Here is a 16,796-nt window from a genome sequence, read left to right as displayed (position 1 = left end):
GGCCGGTGATCAGAACAAGATCCCATATCCGCACCGCGGCCGGGACGGCGGGCACCGGGCATCAGGGGGCGGCTGCCGGGTACCCGGGAGGGATCCGGCCGGCGGCGCCGGCCGGACGTCATCGACCGGACGAACCGGATGAACCGGATGACGGAGACCGACGGACACCGACGGAGAAGGCAGGTGGTCCCGGTGCCGGGACGCAAGGAACTCCCCTCGACCCTGGAACGCTCCGACAAGAAGGCGCAGCGCACCTGGATCAAGGCGCACGACTCGGCCGTGGAGGAGTACGGCGAGGGCGAGCGTGCCCACCGGGTGGCGTTCGGCGCGCTCAAGCACATGTACGAGAAGGTGGGCGACCACTGGGAGCGCAAGGAGGGCGGCCGCAAGGGGCCGTCCGACCGGCGGGCGGCGCAGCCGCGGCCGCAGAGCGGGCCGACCGGCGAGGGCGTCGACGAGCAGGCGTCCAAGGCCCATCTGTACGAGCTGGCCCAGCGGATGGACATCGCCGGCCGGTCGAAGATGTCGCGGCAGGAACTGCTGGAGGCCGTGCGCAAGGAGAACCGCTCGCGGACCCGCGGGAGCCGGAAGGGATGAGCGGTCGTGGTGCGGCGGCCGGCCCGGCGTACGCGGGGCGGGCCGCCGCCGGCCCGTTCAGGTGCCGGCGCGGCGGGACCCCGCCGGGCGGCGGACGGCGGACGGCTCGGCGAGCGTGTCCCAGAACATGAGCTCGTAGGTCTGCAGCAGCAGACCGTAGTGGTGCACCGCCCGGCGCCCGAACCGCAGTCCGGCGTCCAGGCCGGACTGCACGGCGTCCAGCGCCTGTTCGGTGACCTCCGGCGCGGGGGTGGCGAAGAAGTCGACGAAGCCGCAGGCCGCGTCCGTGAAGCCGTAGTGGCGGCGCAGGCCGCGGCTCATCTCCGCGCAATAGTTGCCCCAGGCCGCGAAGTTGGCGGTGAGGGCGATGACGGTCTCGACCGGCTCGGCGTTGAGCGCGAGCCAGGAGACGTACGCCGGGAAGGTCTGGCAGCCGGGCAGGGGCTCGTAGTCACGGACGGTGCCCGCGTCGAGGCCGCAGGCCGCCTCCAGGTCCGCGAGCCGGTCCAGGGCCAGGGTCTCGCCCTGCGCCAGGCCGGTGAAGAACGCCTCGACGGCGGGCTCCGCGGCGGCCCGGTCCGCCAGATGGAGGAAGCTGCGGCGATCGGAACCGATGATGTGCCGCTGTTCGAGGGCGAAGACCGCGAGCGCCTCCGGAGGCGCGGTGCCCTCCGCGACGCGGGCGACGAAGCGGTTGCCCCCGGAGTCCGGTGCGAGTTCCCGTACCGCTTCGTCCAACACCTCTCGCGCCGATAGCACCATCGTGCCGCCTCCCGGACCAGTCGTATCGCCGTGCCCCAACGTTCTCACGAACGCCGCCGCCGGGGCCCGTCGGTGACGTGCCGCCAAAGGCCCCGCGCCCGTCCGTCCGCCCCTCCTCCGCCCGCCTTCCTCCACCCGGGCGCTCCGGCCCGCTCGCCCCGTCCCCGTTCCGTTTCCGCCCGGCCCCGTCCGCTCCGCCGCCCGGTGCTCCGCCCGTGCCGGGCACCGGGCGGAGCACCGGACGGGGTGGGTCAGGAGACCGCGGCCCCCACCGGCAGCGCCGCGAGCACCGGATGCGGTGGCTGCTGCGCCGGTCGCGGCTGCTGCGCCGACGGCTGCGGTTGCGGTTGCGGCTGGTGCGGCGACGGCCGGGTGCCGTAGAGACAGGTGCGCAGGGCCGCCACGAGTCTCTCGACGTCCGCGTACGGCCTGACGACCAGCCGGAGGAAGCGGCTGCTGCTGCCGAGCTTGTTGCCGCACTCGCGGACGTAGAGGCCGTGCTCGGTCAGCAGCCGGTCCCGCAGGGTGACTCCGTCCACCCCGTTCGGCAGCTTGACGAGCAGAAAGTTGCCCTGGGAGAGGAAGACCACCAGCTCCGGCAGCGCCGCCAGGGCCATGGCCATGTTGGCGCGGTCGCTCGCCAGCATGCTCAGGCTCTGCTGGTACTCGGCGCCGTACTCCTTGAGCATGAAGACCACGGTCTCGGCGAAGGCGTTGAGGTTCCACTTCGGCAGCGCGTTCCGGATGGTGGCCGCGAGGGCCGGGTTGGCGACGCAGTAGCCGAAGCGGATGCCGTGCAGGCCGAAGTTCTTGCCGAGACTCTTGAGAACGACGACATTGGGCCGGATCGTGGCCTCGTCGGCGACGGACGGGGCGCGCTCTGCGTCGACGAAGTCGATGAACGACTCGTCGATCACCACCAGGTCGAGATCGGCGAGTTCGTCCAGCAGCCAGACGATCTGGCTGCGGCGGAGATAGCCGCCGTCGGGGTTGTTGGGGTTGCACACCACGGCCACCCGGGAGCCGCGCCGCCGGATGAACCGCACGTACTCCTGGAGGTCGAGCGCGAAGTCCTGCTCCTCCCGCAGCGGGAACATGTCCACCCGCTTGCCGGTCTCCATCGGCTGGTCGGTCCAGCGGCCGAAGGTGGGGATCGGGACGGCCAGGCTCTCCTCGACCAGCAGGTGGTCGATCCAGGTGATCAGCTCGGTGGAGCCGTTGCCCATGGCGACGGTCTGCGGGTTGAGACCGAGGACGGTGCAGAGTTCGGCCGTGACGGTGTCGGCGTCGCTCGGGTAGTACTTGAGGATCGTCTCCAGGGAGTCCCGCAGCCGCCCGAACATGTGCGGGGTCGGGAAGTACGGGTTGCAGGGGATGCAGAAGTCCACCCGCTGCTGCGTACCGCCCGGCGCCTGCGGGGCCGCGCCGTTGCCGTACGGGGCCACCGGGTTCAGCGGGGCCGCCGGCGGCGGCGCTGGGGCCGCCACCCTCCCGGAGCCCTCGGCCTGCTGCACGGCCCCCGCCGCGCCGCCGGACGTGTCGTTCCCCGAGAGGCGGTTGAGCATGGCCCAGGACGGGCTGTGCGCGGTGCTGCGCAGCACGCCGGTATCGAGCGGTTGGGACACGGCGGGGAGCTCCTTGTCGGTTCGGTGCGCCGCGGACGCGTCCGCGGCGGCGGTGGATCGGCGGTGCCGGCGCCTGCCGGGCCCCGGGGCGGATGCGGACCGTTCCGGGGCGGGGAGGGATCAGGAGCGACGGCGGCGGAGGAGAAGCGTGGCCACGGCGGCGCCGCCCGCGAGGAGCGCCGCGGCTCCCGCCGGCAGCAGCCAGGAGTCCGTGGCGGAGGAGGACGAGGCCACGGCCCGCGGGGCCGGCCGCGGGGTGTCCGCCCCGGAGTCCGCCGCCCCGCCCGCCGCCCCCTCCGCCGGTTCGCCGCCGTCCGGAGCCTCCGGGTTTCCGGCGGCGTCCGGGCCGGCGGGCTCCGGGGCGGGGTTCTTCGCGGCCGGGGTCTTCCCGGCCGGGGCGGGCGCCGCCTCTCCGCCGCGTTCGCCCCGGTCCCGGGCGGGACGGTCCCGCGGGCCGTCGCCGTCCCCGGCGGCACCCGCCGTCCCGGCCGGGACGAGGAGCAGGTCGGAGCAGGAGTAGTAGGTGTCCGAGGAGTCCGTGGTCCGCCAGACCGTGTAGAGCAGATGGCGTCCGGTCCGGTCGGCGGGGAGGCGGCCCCGGATGCGGTAGGAACCGTCCGCGAGCTGCGGCCCGGTGACGGACGCGAAGGGCTTGGTATCCAGATCCGACCAGGTCAGGGGGGACGACGGATCGTATCCGGGCCGGGTCAGATACAGGTCGAAGGTGCCCGGGTGCGGGATCGTGCCCTCGTAGCCGAGGGTGAGCCGGGAGCCGGCGGACAGCTCCGTGACCGGCCAGTCGGTGCGCGGGGTGTCCAGGCCGCGGTGGGCGTCCAGGCCCGCGCTGCACAGCCGGCCGTCCGGGATGACCCGGCGTTCGCGCTCCCGGCCGCCGGTGTCCGCCCGCCGGAGGTTGTCCCAGGCGCCCAGCGGCTCCCCCTTGTTGGCGGCGACGGCGGCGCGGCAGGCGGCGGACCGCGCGTACGCGCCGCCCTCCGGCCCGCAGGCGGCGGCGCGGCTGAGCGGGCCGGTCGGCGCCCCGTGGGCGGCCGCCGGGGCCGCGGTCAGGGCGGGGAGCAGCAGAGCGGCGGCACCGGCGACTACGGCCGGCACAGCCGTGCGATGCGCGGTCATGCGAGGGGAACCTCCTCAGCCCGTGCGGCGGCCAGCCCGCCTGCTCCTCTCTTACGGGCGGGAGCGGCGGTGTGTTCAGCCGGAGGCATATTCCTCCGCGCCGCCGTCCCGCCGCTCGTACACCCTCCGTACGGGCCGTGCGGCGGTTTTCCCGGCGGGCGGCAGGGCACCCGATGCACACCCGCAAACGGAAGAAACAGGACGGCTTGGATGAGCGACAACCAGCAGAATCCCGTGACGCAGCACCCGCGGCCGGACTTCCCGCAGCAGGACCAGCCGCACCCCGGCCACACGGAGGAGATGCGGCCCGAACCCGACCACGGCGAGTCGTCCTACCGGGGCAGCGGCCGGCTGGAGGGCCGCCGCACCCTCGTCACCGGCGGCGACTCGGGCATCGGACGGGCCGTGGCGCTGGCCTTCGCCCGGGAGGGCGCCGACGTTCTGTTCACCTATCTGGAGGAAGAGGAGAAGGACGCCCGGGAGACCGTCCGGCTCGTCGAGGACGCCGGGCGGCGGGCAGTCGCCGTCTCCTGTGACATCCGTGAGGAGACCGAGTGCCGCGCCCTGGTGGACCGCGCGGTCCAGGAGTTCGGGCGGATCGACGTCCTGGTGAACAACGCGGCGTTCCAGATGGCGCAGCCGGAGAGCATCGAGGGCATCACCACCGAGCAGTTCGACCGGACGATGCGGACCAATCTGTACGGCATGTTCTGGCTCTCCAAGATGGCCCTGCCGCACATCCCCGAGGGCGGCTGCATCATCAACACCACGTCCGTACAGGCGTACAAGGCGAGCCCGCACCTGCTGGACTACGCGACCACCAAGGGCGCCATCGTCACGTTCACCCAGGGGCTGGCGCAGTACCTCGCCGACCGCGGCATCCGCGTCAACGCGGTGGCGCCCGGCCCGGTCTGGACCCCGCTGATCCCGGCGACGATGCCCGACACCGAGAAGTTCGGGAAGCAGGCGCCGCTCGGACGCCCGGCCCAGCCGGCGGAGATGGCACCGGCGTTCGTCTACCTCGCCTCGCAGGACGCGAGCTTCATCACGGCGGAGATCCTGAACGCGACGGGCGGCACCCCGCTGCCGTAGCGCGGGCGGGTCACGGCGGAAAACGAGGAACGCGGGGAGGCCGGGGAAAGGGCTCCGGTGCCCCGGGCCGCGGTCCCGCCCCCGTGTCGGTCTCCCCGTGTCAGTCGTGGGCCACCACCGCGACGGGGCAGCCGGCGTGGTGCAGCGTCGCGTGGGCCACCGGGCCCAGATGACGGCCGCGGCCCGGGTTCCCGCGGCGGCCGACGACCATGAGCCCGGCCCGGGCCGAGGCGGTCAGCAGCACCTCCGCCGCGGCGCCGATGTCCACGTGCTCGACGACCTCCACCTCCGGGTACCGCTCCCGCCAGGGCTTCAGCGCCTCGTGGAGCAGCTTCTTCTCGTGCGCCTCGATGCCGCCGGACTCGTCGGCGAGCTTCATGGCCGCCGGGCTGTAGTTGAAGACCGTGGGCAGGCTCCAGGCCCGTACGGCGCGGAGCCGCATGCCGTGGGCCGCCGCGTGGGCGAAGGCGAACGCGAACACCGGTTCGCCTCCGGCCGTGAGCTGGTGCAGGCCGGCCACGACCTCGTCCCGTCGCCGCTCCGGCCTGTCGCTCTCGTCCTCGGCCGCACGCACCATGACCACCGGACCGCCGGCCCGGCCCAGCACCTGGAGGCCGACCGAGCCCAGCAGGAAGCCGACCAGGGGGCCGTAGCCGCGGGTGCCGAGGACGAGCATCTCGGCGTCCTCGCTCCGTTCCAGCAGGGCCGCGACGGCGGGCGCCGGGGGCTGTTCGGCGGTGAGGTCCAGATCGGGGTACCGCTCCTCCAGCCCGGCCGCGGCCTCGTGCAGCATCCGCCGCGCCGCCTCCCGCTGGGTCTCCTCGTCCCGGGTGACGGGCAGGTCGACCGGTTCCCAGCTCCAGGCGTGCACCAGGGTCATCGGCAGCTCCCGCTGGAGCGCCTCCCGGGCCGCCCAGTCGGCGGCCGCGAAACTGGCCCGGGTGCCGTCCAGACCGGCGACGACGGGTCGGGGCATGGGAGTTACCTCCGTGTGCTGAGTGGCGGGCGGATCGGTCGCGGGGACACCGGCGCGCCGGCGGTGGCCGCGCCGGGTGTCCGGTCCGAGTCTTCCCTACCCGGCGGACCGCCGCGCACCGCGGGGCCCCCGGCCGCGGACTCCCGGCCTACGGCTCCGTCAGCTCCAGCGTGCAGGACTCGCCGGGGTCGAGGGTGACGGACCGGTCCGGGAGCACCAGCCGGACCGGCGGTTCGTCGGACGCCGGTACGTCAATGCGGAGTTGACCGGGGCTCAGCCGCATGGCCAGGCCCCAGTGGTTGTGGTAGCGGACGGTGAAGCAGTACTCGGACAGTTCCGGCAGCGGCGCCGGGTCGAGGACGAGCGCGTCGGCGCGCGGGTCCATCCCGGTCAGGCCCCGCTGCACGAGGTCGAGGGTGCCGGCCATGGCACCGAGGTGGATGCCCTCCTCGGTGGTGCCGCCCTGGATGTCGGCCACATCGCCCTTCAGCGCCTCCAGGCAGAACTCCCACGCTTCGGCACGCCGCACCCGGGCCAGGACCCAGCCGTGCACCAGGCCGCTGAGCGTCGAGCCGTGCGAGGTGCGGCGCAGGTAGTAGTCGACGGTCCGCCGCCAGGTGTCGTCGTCGAGTTCGTAGCCCAGGTGCCGGAAGATCCCGGCGAGTTCGGCGGGCGGGAAGAGGTAGCCGAGCATCAGCGCGTCGGCCTGCTTGGACGCCTGGTAGCGGTTGGCGCTGTCGCCCTCGGCCTCCAGGATGCGGTCCAGCCGGCGGATGTTGCCGTAACGGCGGCGGTAGCCGTCCCAGTCCAGCTCGGCGAGTTCGCCGTAGCCCTCGAACTGGCTGATGACCCCCCGGTGGAAGGGCACGTGCAGCCGGCGGGACACCTCCTCCCAGCGGTCCGGTTCGCCGGGGTCCGTACCGGTCTCCTCGAAGAGCTGCCGGCGGCGCGGCTCGGGCAGGGCGCGGACGACCTCCAGGGCGCGGGTGAGCACCCAGGCGGCGGTGACGTTGGTGTACGCGTTGTCGTCGAGCCCCGGGGCGGACGCGTCCGGGTAGCCCTCGTGGTACTCGTCGGGGCCGACCACCCCGCGGATGCGGTAGCGGCCCAGTGCCGGGTCGAACTCGGCGCCGCTCGCCCAGAAGCGCGCGATCTGCGTCAGCATCTCGGCACCCCTGGTCTGCAGATAGCCGGTGTCCCCGGTGGCCTCGCAGTAGTGCCAGACGTTGTACGCGACCGCGGAGCCGACATGGTGCTGGAGCCGGGAGTGGTCGGGCAGCCAGCGGCCGGAACGCGGGTTGAGATGGACCTCCTGGGTCTCCTCGCGGCCGTCGGCGGCGCTCTGCCACGGGTACATCGCGCCGAGGCGGCCCGCCTCGCGCGCGGAGCGGCAGGCGCGGGGCAGCCGCCGGTGCCGGTAGTCCAGCAGGGCGCGGGACACCTCCGGGAAGTGCAGGTTCAGATACGGCAGCACGAACAGCTCGTCCCAGAAGACGTGGCCCCGGTACGCCTCGCCGTGCAGGCCCCGCGCGGGCACGCCGACGTCGAGTCCGGCGGTGTGCGGGGAGAGGGTCTGCAGGACGTGGAAGAGGTGGAACCGCAGGATGCGGCCGGCCTCGCCGGGGACGTCCAGCTCGGCGCGCTCCCACAGCTCGTGCCAGGCCCGGCGGTGGGAGGCGAGCAGGTCCGCGTAGGGGGGCGCCTGTCCGGCCCGGTCGAGGACGGCCTGGAGCGGGTCGCCGACGGCCGGGTCGCGGGAGGTGTGCAGGGCGACGGTCTTGTCGACGGTGGCGGGCCGGCCGGGCGCGGCGGGCAGGAGCAGCAGCCGGCGGGTGTGCGCGGTGCCCGGTTCCAGCCGGGAGGAGGCGGGCTGCGGTGTGGTGGTGGTGCGCGCGGCCATGCCGATGCCGATGTCGGAGCGGGTGGTGCGGCAGTGGAGCCAGACGGTGTCCGGTTCCCGGATGCCGGTGGTGACGCCGGTGAGATGGCGCCCGGCGAGGTCGCGGTAGCGGGCCACACCGGAGTTGGTGACCTCGCCGTCGAGTCCGGACTCCACCTCCAGGAGACCCGACCAGTTCTCCGGTTCGAGGACGGTGCGCAGCACGGCGAGGTGCGGGTCGGCCATGTGCAGGAAGCGGGTCTGCTGGACGCGGATGCGGCGGCCGGCCGCGTCCTCGCTGCGGAAGTCGCGGGTCAGCGTGCCGGAGCGCAGGTCGAGGGTCTGCTCGTGGGTGAGGAGGCCCCCGGCGTCGGGTGAGAACCAGGCGGTCTCCGGGGCGGTGTCCGCCGTGCCGTCGCTGTGGGCGCGGAAGCGCAGCGGCAGCCAGTTCGGCAGGTTGACCATGTCCTCGTTCTCGACCTCGCGCCCGGCGACGGTGGAGGTGAGCCGGTTGTAGCAGCCGGCGGCGTAGGTGCCGGGATAGTGCACGCCGTCGGCGGTGCACTCGGGGGCGGCGCCGCGGGTGGCGAAGTAGCCGTTGCCGAGGGTGCACAGGGCTTCGCGGAGGCGTTCCCGGGCGGGGTCGTAGCCCTCGTACCTCCAGGTCCAGTCGTTCATGCCGGGCCTTTCTCGGTCTCGGGGCCGGGACGGGGAACCGCGCCGGGGCCGGGGATTTCCCCGGGGATCACGCCCGGGCCGGACCCGGACAGGAGTTCGGCGAGGTCGCGGACCACGCGGTCGGCGCCGTGCCGGCGCAGGTCCTCGGCGGCGCCCTCGTCCTCCGTCCGGCTCACGCCCACGACCAGGCCGAATCCGCCGCGGCGGCCGGCCTCGACGCCGGCCAGCGCGTCCTCGACGACAGCGGTCTCGCGGGCCGGTACGCCCAGCCGGGCGGCGGCCTCCAGGAACAGCGCGGGGTCGGGTTTGCCGGGCAGCCCGAGCCGGGCCGTCTCCCGGCCGTCGACGAGGGCGTCGAACAGGTCCCGTACTCCCGCGCTCTCCAGCAGCTCGCCCGCGTGCCGGGAGGCGGAGGCGGCGGCGCGGGGCACACCGGCCCGCTTCAGCGCGCGCAGCAGCCGGACGGTGCCGGGGTAGGCCTCGATGCCGCCGGCCGCGAGGCGTTCGGTGAAGAGGCGCTCCTTGAGGGCGGCGACGGCCCGCACCGTGCCGGTGCCGGGCGGGTCGCCGGGGTCTCCGGCGGGCAGGCGCAGTCCGCGTGAGGTGAGGAAGGCGGCGGCACCGTCGAGGCGGGCCCTGCCGTCGACGTGGCGGCGGTAGTCGTCCCCCGGGTCGAAGGGGCGGCGGGCGGCCGGGTCGGGCGGCGGGTTGTCGCGCAGGCAGGCGTCGAAGGCTGTCTTCCAGGCCGCGGCGTGCACCCGGGCGGAGTCGGTGATGACCCCGTCGGTGTCCAGGACCCAGGCCCGCGGGGCGGGCACGGGGGCCGCGGCCGCCTGCCGCGGGTCCTGCCGGTGCGGGCCCGGGCCCCGTCCGGGGGCCGGGGCGTCCGTCGCGGGATCCTCGGGCACGGGCGTTCCCTCTCCGGTGGGGTACGGCTGCGGACGGCCGCCCGGGCCGGCGGTGGTCCGGCCCGGGCGGGAGCGTGGTCAGTGCCGTTCGGGGACGACGGCCACGGGGCATTCGGCGTGGTGCAGCACGGCGTGGTTGACGATGCCGAGCTGGAGGCCGAGGCGTCCCTCGCGCCGGCGCGCGCCCACGACCAGCAGATCCGCGGTGCGGGAGGCCTCCAGCAGGGCCTTGCGCGCCGGGCCCTCGACGATCTCGTGGGTGACCTCGACCCCGGGGTGGTCGCGCCGCGGTTCGCGCAGCAGTTCCTCCAGGATCCACTCGGCCTGCTCCTCCTCCGCCTGGCCGGGGCTTCCGGTGAGCAGGGGGTGCCGCATCGGCTCGTGCGGGCGGCGCCAGGCCCGTACGGCGGTCAGTCCGGCCCCGCGGGCCTCGGCCTCGCGGAGGGCGAAGCGGGCGGCGGTGGCGCCGTCCGTCTCGTCGCCCGCGCCGAGCACGACCCGCCCGCCGGACGCGGCCGGGGCCTGCCCCGTGCCGCGGACCACGACCACCGGGCAGTCGGAGCGGGCCGCCACCGCCAGGCCGACCGAGCCCAGCAGCAGACCGCCGATGGCGCCCCGGCCCCGGCTGCCGGTGACGAGGAGCGAGGCGTTGCGGCCCTCCCGGACCAGGGCGGCCGCGGGGTCGTCGGGGACGGCCTCGGTGGTGACCACCAGCCGGGGTTCCCGCTTGCGGGCGCGTTCCTCGGCCGCCCCCAGGATCTTCTCGACCGGCAGCGGCTCGGCGAAGCGGGTGGTGCCCGCGGCGGACTCGGAGCCCTCGTACGCGCCCCACAGGGAGGCGTGCACGATCCTCAGGGCCGCCCCGTGGCGGGCGGCCTCGTCCACCGCCCAGTCCAGTGCGGCCAGGCTGTGTTCCGAACCGTCGACACCCACGACCACGGGCAGTTCCATCGCTCCACCGTCTCCTCTCTCTCCCGCCGGCCCTCTCGCCGGCCTCACGGCTCCACCGTCGCACCCTCCCCTGTTCCCCGGCAGGGCGGTACGGCACCCCGATTCGGGGACTTTCGGCCCCGTACGGAGGCGCCCCCGCGGGCGGATCATCGACAGGGGACACCGAAGTGCGTGAAGGGAGCGGATGATGACCAACAGGAACGGCGTACTCGCCGCGCTGACGCAGGAGCAGCGCGAGAGGCTGATGGAGCTGGCCCGGGAGGTCGTCTTCCCGGCCGGGACGCGGATCTTCGAGGAGGGCCGGACGGCCGACCGGTTCTGGCTGATCAAGTCCGGCAGCGTCACGGTCGACGTGCACGTGCCCGGCCGCCGCTCCCCCACCGTGGAGACGCTCGGCACGGGCGATCTGCTCGGCTGGTCCTGGCTCATCCCGCCGCGGCGCTGGAACTTCGGCGCGGAGGCCCTCAGCCCCGTGCGGGCCCACCAGTTCGAGGCGGCGGAGGTGCTGGCGCTGCTGGAGGAGGACCCGGTGCTGGGCCGGGCGATGTCCACCGCGGTCGCGGGGGTCGTCGCGCACCGGCTGACGGCCGCCCGCACCCGGCTGCTGGACCTGTACGCGCCCTACGGCAGCGGCGCGGCCGCGAGCTGAGCCGCGCCGTCCCCCTCGTCCGCGTCCCGCCGCAGCCACCCGCGGCGGGACGCGGACCGTCCGGTCAGCCGGTGGTGCGGGGGGTGCCGCCGTGCCGGGCGCGGTGGTCCGCGATCAGCGACCGGTACCAGTGGTAGCTGTCCTTCGGGGTGCGCTCCAGCGTGTCGTAGTCGACCCGGACGATCCCGAACCTCCGGTCGTAACCGAAGGCCCATTCGAAATTGTCGAGCAGGGACCAGACGAAGTAGCCGCGGACGTCCACGCCCGCGGCGATCGTGTCCGCCAGCACCCGCAGATGGTCGTGGAGGTACGCGACGCGGTCCGCGTCGTGGACGGAGCCGTCGTCCGCCACGGTGTCGGCCTCCGAGGAGCCGTTCTCCGTGATGAGGAGGGGCGGCAGGGACGGGTACTCCCGGGTGAGCCCGGTGAGGAGTTCGCCGAGGGCCTCCGGGACGACGGGCCAGCCCATGGTGGTCCGCCGGACGTCCTCGCGCCAGAGCTCGGCGGCGCCGATGTCCACGGCGGTCCGCGCGGCGGGGTCCGGCTCGGTGTGCGGGACGTCGCGGACGGTCATCGGGCGGTAGTAGTTGATGCCGGCGAAGTCGAGCGGCTGTCCGATCAGCTCCAGGTCGCCGTCGAGCCGCCAGGAGGGGTCCGCGGCGAGCTCGCCCCAGGTCTCCCGCTCGTACCGCGGGTAGCGGCCGGCGAACAGCGGGTCCAGCCAGATGTCGTTGTGCACGGTCTTCGCGCGCCGCACCGCCGCCCGGTCGGCGGAGGTGTCGCTCTCGGGGACCAGCAGCTCCGGGTTGAGCGTGATGCCGACCTCCCGGGCGCCGGCCTCGCGCAGCGCCCGTACGGCCAGGCCGTGGCCGACCAGCAGATGGTGGGCGGCGGCCAGGGCGCCGCGGCCCTCGCGGGCGCCGGGCGCGTGCCGGCCCCGGGCGTAGCCGAGGAAGGCGCTGCAGAACGGCTCGTTGAGGGTCATCCAGCGGCCGACGCGGTCCCCGAGCCGCCCGGCGACGACGGCCGTGTACTCGGCGAAGAGCTCCGCCGTCTCCCGTATCCGCCAGCCGCCGCGGTCCTCAAGGGCCTGCGGCAGGTCCCAGTGGTAGAGGGTCGCGCAGGGGGTGATGCCCGCCTCCAGCAGGAGGTCGGTGAGCCGGTCGTAGAAGTCCAGGCCCGCCTTGTTGACCTCGCCGTCGCCGCCGGGGCGGACCCGGGGCCAGGCGACGGAGAAGCGGTAGCTGTCCACGCCGAGCTCCCGCAGGAGCGCGATGTCCTCGCGGTAGCGGTGGTAGTGGTCGCAGGCGGTGTCCCCGGTGGCGCCGCCCTCGACCTTGCCGGGGGTGCGGCAGTAGGTGTCCCAGATGGACGGCGCGCGGCCGTCCTCGTCGTGGGCGCCCTCGATCTGGTACGCGGCGGTGGCGGCGCCGAAGCGGAAGTGCGCGGGGAAACGCGGGAGGTCCCGGGGGCTGCCGGTGTCGGTCATGGGATGGGATGCCCTCTCACTCGTACGGAAGCGGCTCGCGGACGGGCCTACTGCTCGGACAGCTGTCCGGAGATCTCTCCGGGGACCTGCCCGGGAACCTGCTGCGCCCCGGAGCCCCGCCGCTCGGGCAGCTGCTCGGTGAGCGGGGCGGGGTTCTGCTCGGGGAACGGCATGGGCGCCTGCTCGGGCACCGGCAGCGGAACCTCGTCGGGGAGGCGGCCGGTGCGGGCGACCCCGGCGTACCAGCGGGCGCTGGACTTGGGGATGCGGGCCTGGGTCTCGTAGTCGATGTAGATGGCCCCGACCCGCTTGCCGTAGCCGTAGGTCCACTCGAAGTTGTCGAGCAGCGACCAGAGGAAGTAGCCGCGCACGTCGGCGCCGTTCTGCAGCGCCCGCAGGACGGCGTCCAGATGGCGGTGGAGGTAGGCGATGCGCTCCGGGTCGTGCACCGTGCCGTCGGGACCGGGGCGGTCGTCGTACGCCGCGCCGTTCTCGGCGATCACCAGCGGCAGGCCGGGGAAGTCGGCGGTGAAGCTCATCAGCAGGTGGTAGAGGCCGGTGGGGTCGACGGGCCAGCCCATGGCGGTCCGTTCGCCGGACGGCTGGTGGAAGACGACCCCGTCCGCCCCGGGCCACGGCGAGGCCGGGCGCGCGGTGCCGCGCGCGGTCCGCCCGTCGGGGCGGGAGGCGGAGACGACGCGGGAGGTGTAGTAGTTGATGCCCAGCGCGTCCAGCGGCTGGTGGATCGCGGCCGGATCGCCGTCGCGGACGAAGGACCAGTCGGTCAGCCGGGCGGTGTCGGCGAAGAGATCGTCCGGGTAGGCGCCGGCCAGCATCGGGCCGGTGAAGATCCGGTTGCCGACCGCGTCGATGCGCCGGACGGCCTCCAGGTCCTCCGGCGTCTCGGAGAGCGGCCGGACCAGGTGCGGGTTGAGGGTGACGCCGATCTGCGCATCGGACGGCAGGGTCTCGCGGAGCACGGCGACGGCCCGGCCGTGGCCCAGGTTGAGGTGGTGCGCGGCGCGCAGCGCGGCCACCGGGTCGGCGCGGCCCGGGGCGTGCGTGCCGGAACCGTAGCCGAGGAAGGCGCTGCACCAGGGCTCGTTGAGGGTGGTCCACAGGGAGACCCGGTCGCCGAGGGCCTCCGCGACGATCGCCGCGTAGTCGCCGAAGCGCTCGGCGGTGGCGCGCCGCGGCCAGCCGCCGACGTTCTCCAGGTCCTGCGGCAGGTCCCAGTGGTAGAGGGTCACCGCGGGCTGGATGCCGTTGGCGAGCAGCTCGTCGCAGAGCCGCCGGTAGAAGTCGAGCCCGCGCTGGACGGCCGGGCCGCGGCCGGTGGGCTGGACCCGGGGCCAGGAGACGGAGAACCGGTAGGCGCCGATGCCGAGTTCGCGCATCAGGCGGACGTCCTCCGGCATCCGGTGGTAGTGGTCGGCGGCCACGTCGCCGGTGTGGTCGCGGAAGACGTTGCCGGGGGTGTGGCTGAAGGTGTCCCAGATGGAGGGGGTGCGGCCGTCCTCGGTCGCGGCGCCCTCGACCTGGTACGCGGCGGTGGCCGCCCCCCACACGAAGCCCGGCGGGAAGGAGCGGGCCGAGGCGGCGGACCGGACTTCGTGCGCGGTCATGGGGAGAGCACTCCTTGGCTCGGTGCGGACGACGGGAAGAGGCCCGGGGACCGGTGGGGGGTGATGCCGGGGTCGGGCGGAGCGGGGGCGCGGGGCGGGGGCGGTGAGTGGTGAGTGGTGAGTGGTGAGGATGGTGGCGGAAGGGGACGCGGCACGGGGATCGCGGGGGTACTGCCGGGTGGTGCGGTATCGCGCGCGGTGGTGCGGGACGGTCCAGGGCGGTGCGGGCGGTGCGGGCGGTGCCGGTGGTGCGGGGCGTGCCGGTGGTGCGTGCGGTGGTCCGGACCGCCACCGCCGGGGCGGAGCCCGCTGCCGGGCGCCGTCGCGGCGCGGTCCTCGTCACCGCGTCAGCGCCGGAGCCACCGCGGGTGGTCGCTCCGCGGGGACTCCGGCGCTCCGGTGTGCGGGCCGGCGCGGGTCAGCTCTTGACGGCTCCCGCGGTGATGCCGCCGACCACGTGCTTGCCCAGCAGGGCGAAGACCGCCAGCAGCGGAATCGTGGCGATCAGCGCACCGGTCAGGACGACCGCGTGGTTGACGGTGTGGTTGCCGGCGCCGAGACCGGCGAGGGCCACCTGCAGCGTCGGGCTCCCGTCCGGGGTCAGCGCGATGAACGGCCAGAAGAAGTCGTTCCACGACTGGACGAAGATGAGCATCCCCAGGACCGCCATCGCCGGCCGGGCGACGGGGAACACCACGTGCCAGATGATGCGCATGCTGTTCGCGCCGTCCATCCGGGCCGCCTCGACGAGCTCCACCGGCAGCGCCTCCAGCAGGAACTGCCGCATGAAGAAGACGCCGAACGCGGCCACCAGGGTGGGCAGGATGACCGACTGCAGCTGGTCGACCCAGCCCAGTTCGGTGATGATCTGGTAGAGCGGGATCACACTGAGCTGCGGCGGCACGGTCATCGTCGCGATGACGACCGCCAGCAGGATGTTGCGGCCGCGGAACTGCAGCTTGGCGAAGGCGAATCCGGCCAGGGTGGCGAAGAGCACCGTGCTCATCGCCACCGTGCCGGCCACGATGGTGGTGTTGATCAGCGCCTGGCCCATGTGGACCTGGTTCCAGGCGATCTCCAGATTGGTGAAGAGCTGGTCGCCCGGCAGGAGCGGCGACGGCGCCTGGACGACGCGCTCACCGGTGTGCGAGGCGGCCACGACGTTCCAGTACAGCGGGAACAGCGAGAAGAACGCCGCCAGCGCGAGCACGATGTAGGTGACCGGACCGGCGTGGTTGTGGCCGCCGGCCCGGCCGGCCTTCCCGCCGCGGCGCTGGGCCTGCGCCCTCCGGCGGCCGGCCGGGGCCGGCGGGACCTTGGTCAGGGCGTGGGTCATGAGGGGGCCCCCGTCTTCTTGCGGTTCCTGCGGGAGATGAGGGCCTGCGCCCCGCCGACGCACAGCAGGAGCAGCAGCATCACCCAGGCGATGGCCGAGGCCTGGCCGAGGGAGCCGGTGACCCATCCCTTCTCGTACATCAGCAGGCTCAGCGTCTGGTACTGGTTGGCACTGCCGCCGCCGATGCCGAGGCTGCCGCCGAAGATCAGCGGTTCACCGAAGAGCTGGGTGGCGCCGATCGTCGAGACGACGATGGTGAAGAGGATCGTCGGCCGGATCGACGGGATCGTGACGCTGATGAACTGCCGCCAGCGGGAGGCGCCGTCGAGCGCCGCGGCCTCGTAGAGGTCGTTGGGCACGGCCTGCATCGCGGCCAGGTAGATCAGGGCGTTGTAGCCGGTCCAGCGCCAGGTGACGATGGTGGAGATGGCGATCTGCGCCGGCCACTTCTCGGTCTCCCAGTTGACCGGGTCGATCCCGAAGAGACCGAGGAAGCCGTTGATCATGCCGTAGTCGGTGTTGAACAGCTGCGCGAAGACGAGCGTCGCGGCGGCGATCGAGGTGGCGTACGGCGCGAGGATCGCGACCCGGTAGAAACCGCGGCCGCGGAGCTTGTAGTTGAGCAGATGCGCCAGGCCGAGCGCCATCAGCAGCTGCGGCACGGTGGAGATGACGCCGATGGTGAAGGTGTTGGCCAGCGCGTTCCAGAAGAAGTCGCTGTCGGCGAGCCCGGTGTAGTTCTCCAGGCCGCGCCACTCCGCGTCGCCGCCGAGCTCGACCCGGTGCAGGGAGAGCCAGCCGGTGTAGATCAGCGGGAAGAGCCCGAAGGCGGCGAAGGTGAGAAAGAACGGGGCGATGAACGTGTAGGGGGTCGCCTTCACGTCCAGCCGGTACAGCTTGCTGCGCCAGGCGCTGGGGGCCTTGCGGCGCCGTGCTGGTCGGGGGGCGGGCGGCGCGGGGGGCGGACTGCCGTCCGCGGCCGCCCGTACGGAGGTAGCCACGAGTGGCGTCCTTCCACGGGGATCGGTTCTGACGGTGGCTCAGGCATGCGGGCCGCCCGCCGGCGGGAAGCCGGGCGGGCGGCCCGCCGTCCCG

The 16,796-nt window shown here is 74.2% G+C and carries 13 protein-coding genes and 1 pseudogene; 3 read left to right on the top strand and 11 right to left on the bottom strand.

Features of this window, described 5'->3' with window-relative positions:
* Positions 1-192 precede the first annotated feature (192 nt).
* Entirely contained in the window at positions 193-597 is a 405-nt protein-coding gene (locus tag SXIN_RS28270) for a ChaB family protein (RefSeq protein WP_039821080.1), read from the top strand.
* Between the two features lie 57 nt (positions 598-654).
* Here the strand turns inward: SXIN_RS28270 and SXIN_RS28265 are convergent, their stop codons facing one another.
* From SXIN_RS28265 to SXIN_RS28255, 3 genes and pseudogenes are all read right to left on the bottom strand, one after another.
* The gene (locus SXIN_RS28265; protein ID WP_337589365.1) at positions 655-1,338 is read right to left on the bottom strand and encodes a thiaminase II/PqqC family protein; all 684 of its coding nucleotides are present in this window, start codon (positions 1,336-1,338) and stop codon (positions 655-657) included.
* Between the two features lie 365 nt (positions 1,339-1,703).
* Positions 1,704-2,804 (bottom strand): annotated as a pseudogene (locus SXIN_RS28260) (pyridoxal phosphate-dependent aminotransferase); the annotation flags it as partial.
* 300 nt (positions 2,805-3,104) lie between these two features.
* Complete coding sequence (locus SXIN_RS28255; protein ID WP_095757725.1) at positions 3,105-4,118, bottom strand: lytic polysaccharide monooxygenase; 1,014 nt, start codon at positions 4,116-4,118, stop codon at positions 3,105-3,107.
* Between the two features lie 210 nt (positions 4,119-4,328).
* On the opposite strand from SXIN_RS28255, the gene SXIN_RS28250 reads away from it, so the two are divergent.
* Positions 4,329-5,210, top strand: a complete 882-nt coding sequence (locus tag SXIN_RS28250) for an SDR family oxidoreductase (RefSeq protein ID WP_019708561.1) — start codon at positions 4,329-4,331, stop codon at positions 5,208-5,210.
* 100 nt (positions 5,211-5,310) lie between these two features.
* Here SXIN_RS28250 and SXIN_RS28245 read toward each other — a convergent pair whose 3' ends face one another.
* From SXIN_RS28245 to SXIN_RS28230, 4 genes are all read right to left on the bottom strand, one after another.
* Complete coding sequence (locus tag SXIN_RS28245) at positions 5,311-6,186, bottom strand: universal stress protein (RefSeq protein WP_019708562.1); 876 nt, start codon at positions 6,184-6,186, stop codon at positions 5,311-5,313.
* Positions 6,187-6,334: 148 nt separating this feature from the next.
* Positions 6,335-8,743, bottom strand: a complete 2,409-nt coding sequence (locus SXIN_RS28240; protein ID WP_019708563.1) for a glycoside hydrolase family 65 protein — start codon at positions 8,741-8,743, stop codon at positions 6,335-6,337.
* Positions 8,740-9,651, bottom strand: coding sequence for an HAD family hydrolase (locus tag SXIN_RS28235; RefSeq protein ID WP_420341072.1), 912 nt, complete (start codon positions 9,649-9,651; stop codon positions 8,740-8,742). Before SXIN_RS28235 ends, SXIN_RS28240 begins: the two co-directional genes overlap by 4 nt.
* Before the next feature lie 78 nt (positions 9,652-9,729).
* Positions 9,730-10,602: a universal stress protein gene (locus tag SXIN_RS28230; RefSeq protein ID WP_095757724.1), complete on the bottom strand. Its 873-nt coding sequence runs from the start codon at positions 10,600-10,602 to the stop codon at positions 9,730-9,732.
* A 187-nt stretch (positions 10,603-10,789) separates the two neighbouring features.
* Between SXIN_RS28230 and SXIN_RS28225 the strand changes: the two genes are divergently transcribed.
* Positions 10,790-11,251 carry a Crp/Fnr family transcriptional regulator gene (locus SXIN_RS28225; protein ID WP_095757723.1) on the top strand — a complete coding sequence of 154 codons (462 nt, stop codon included), beginning with the start codon at positions 10,790-10,792 and terminating at the stop codon, positions 11,249-11,251.
* Positions 11,252-11,315: 64 nt separating this feature from the next.
* On the opposite strand, the gene SXIN_RS28220 is transcribed toward SXIN_RS28225, so the two are convergent.
* The 4 genes from SXIN_RS28220 to SXIN_RS28205 all read right to left on the bottom strand — a co-directional run bounded on the left by SXIN_RS28220 (position 11,316) and on the right by SXIN_RS28205 (position 16,702).
* On the bottom strand, positions 11,316-12,740 hold the full coding sequence (locus SXIN_RS28220; RefSeq protein ID WP_019708565.1) for a GH1 family beta-glucosidase: 1,425 nt from the start codon (positions 12,738-12,740) through the stop codon (positions 11,316-11,318).
* Between the two features lie 47 nt (positions 12,741-12,787).
* Positions 12,788-14,365, bottom strand: coding sequence for a GH1 family beta-glucosidase (locus tag SXIN_RS28215; RefSeq protein WP_019708566.1), 1,578 nt, complete (start codon positions 14,363-14,365; stop codon positions 12,788-12,790).
* Between the two features lie 418 nt (positions 14,366-14,783).
* Positions 14,784-15,701 (bottom strand): carbohydrate ABC transporter permease, encoded by a 918-nt coding sequence (locus SXIN_RS28210; RefSeq protein ID WP_019708567.1) that lies wholly within the window; start codon positions 15,699-15,701, stop codon positions 14,784-14,786.
* Positions 15,698-16,702 carry a carbohydrate ABC transporter permease gene (locus SXIN_RS28205; RefSeq protein WP_019708568.1) on the bottom strand — a complete coding sequence of 335 codons (1,005 nt, stop codon included), beginning with the start codon at positions 16,700-16,702 and terminating at the stop codon, positions 15,698-15,700. Before SXIN_RS28205 ends, SXIN_RS28210 begins: the two co-directional genes overlap by 4 nt.
* Positions 16,703-16,796: the final 94 nt, after the last annotated feature.

Source organism: Streptomyces xinghaiensis S187, assembly GCF_000220705.2.
Classification (GTDB): Bacteria; Actinomycetota; Actinomycetes; order Streptomycetales; family Streptomycetaceae; genus Streptomyces; species Streptomyces xinghaiensis.
The sequence above is the reverse complement of the archived record's forward strand: the minus strand, read 5'-3'. Positions and strand labels throughout refer to the sequence as shown.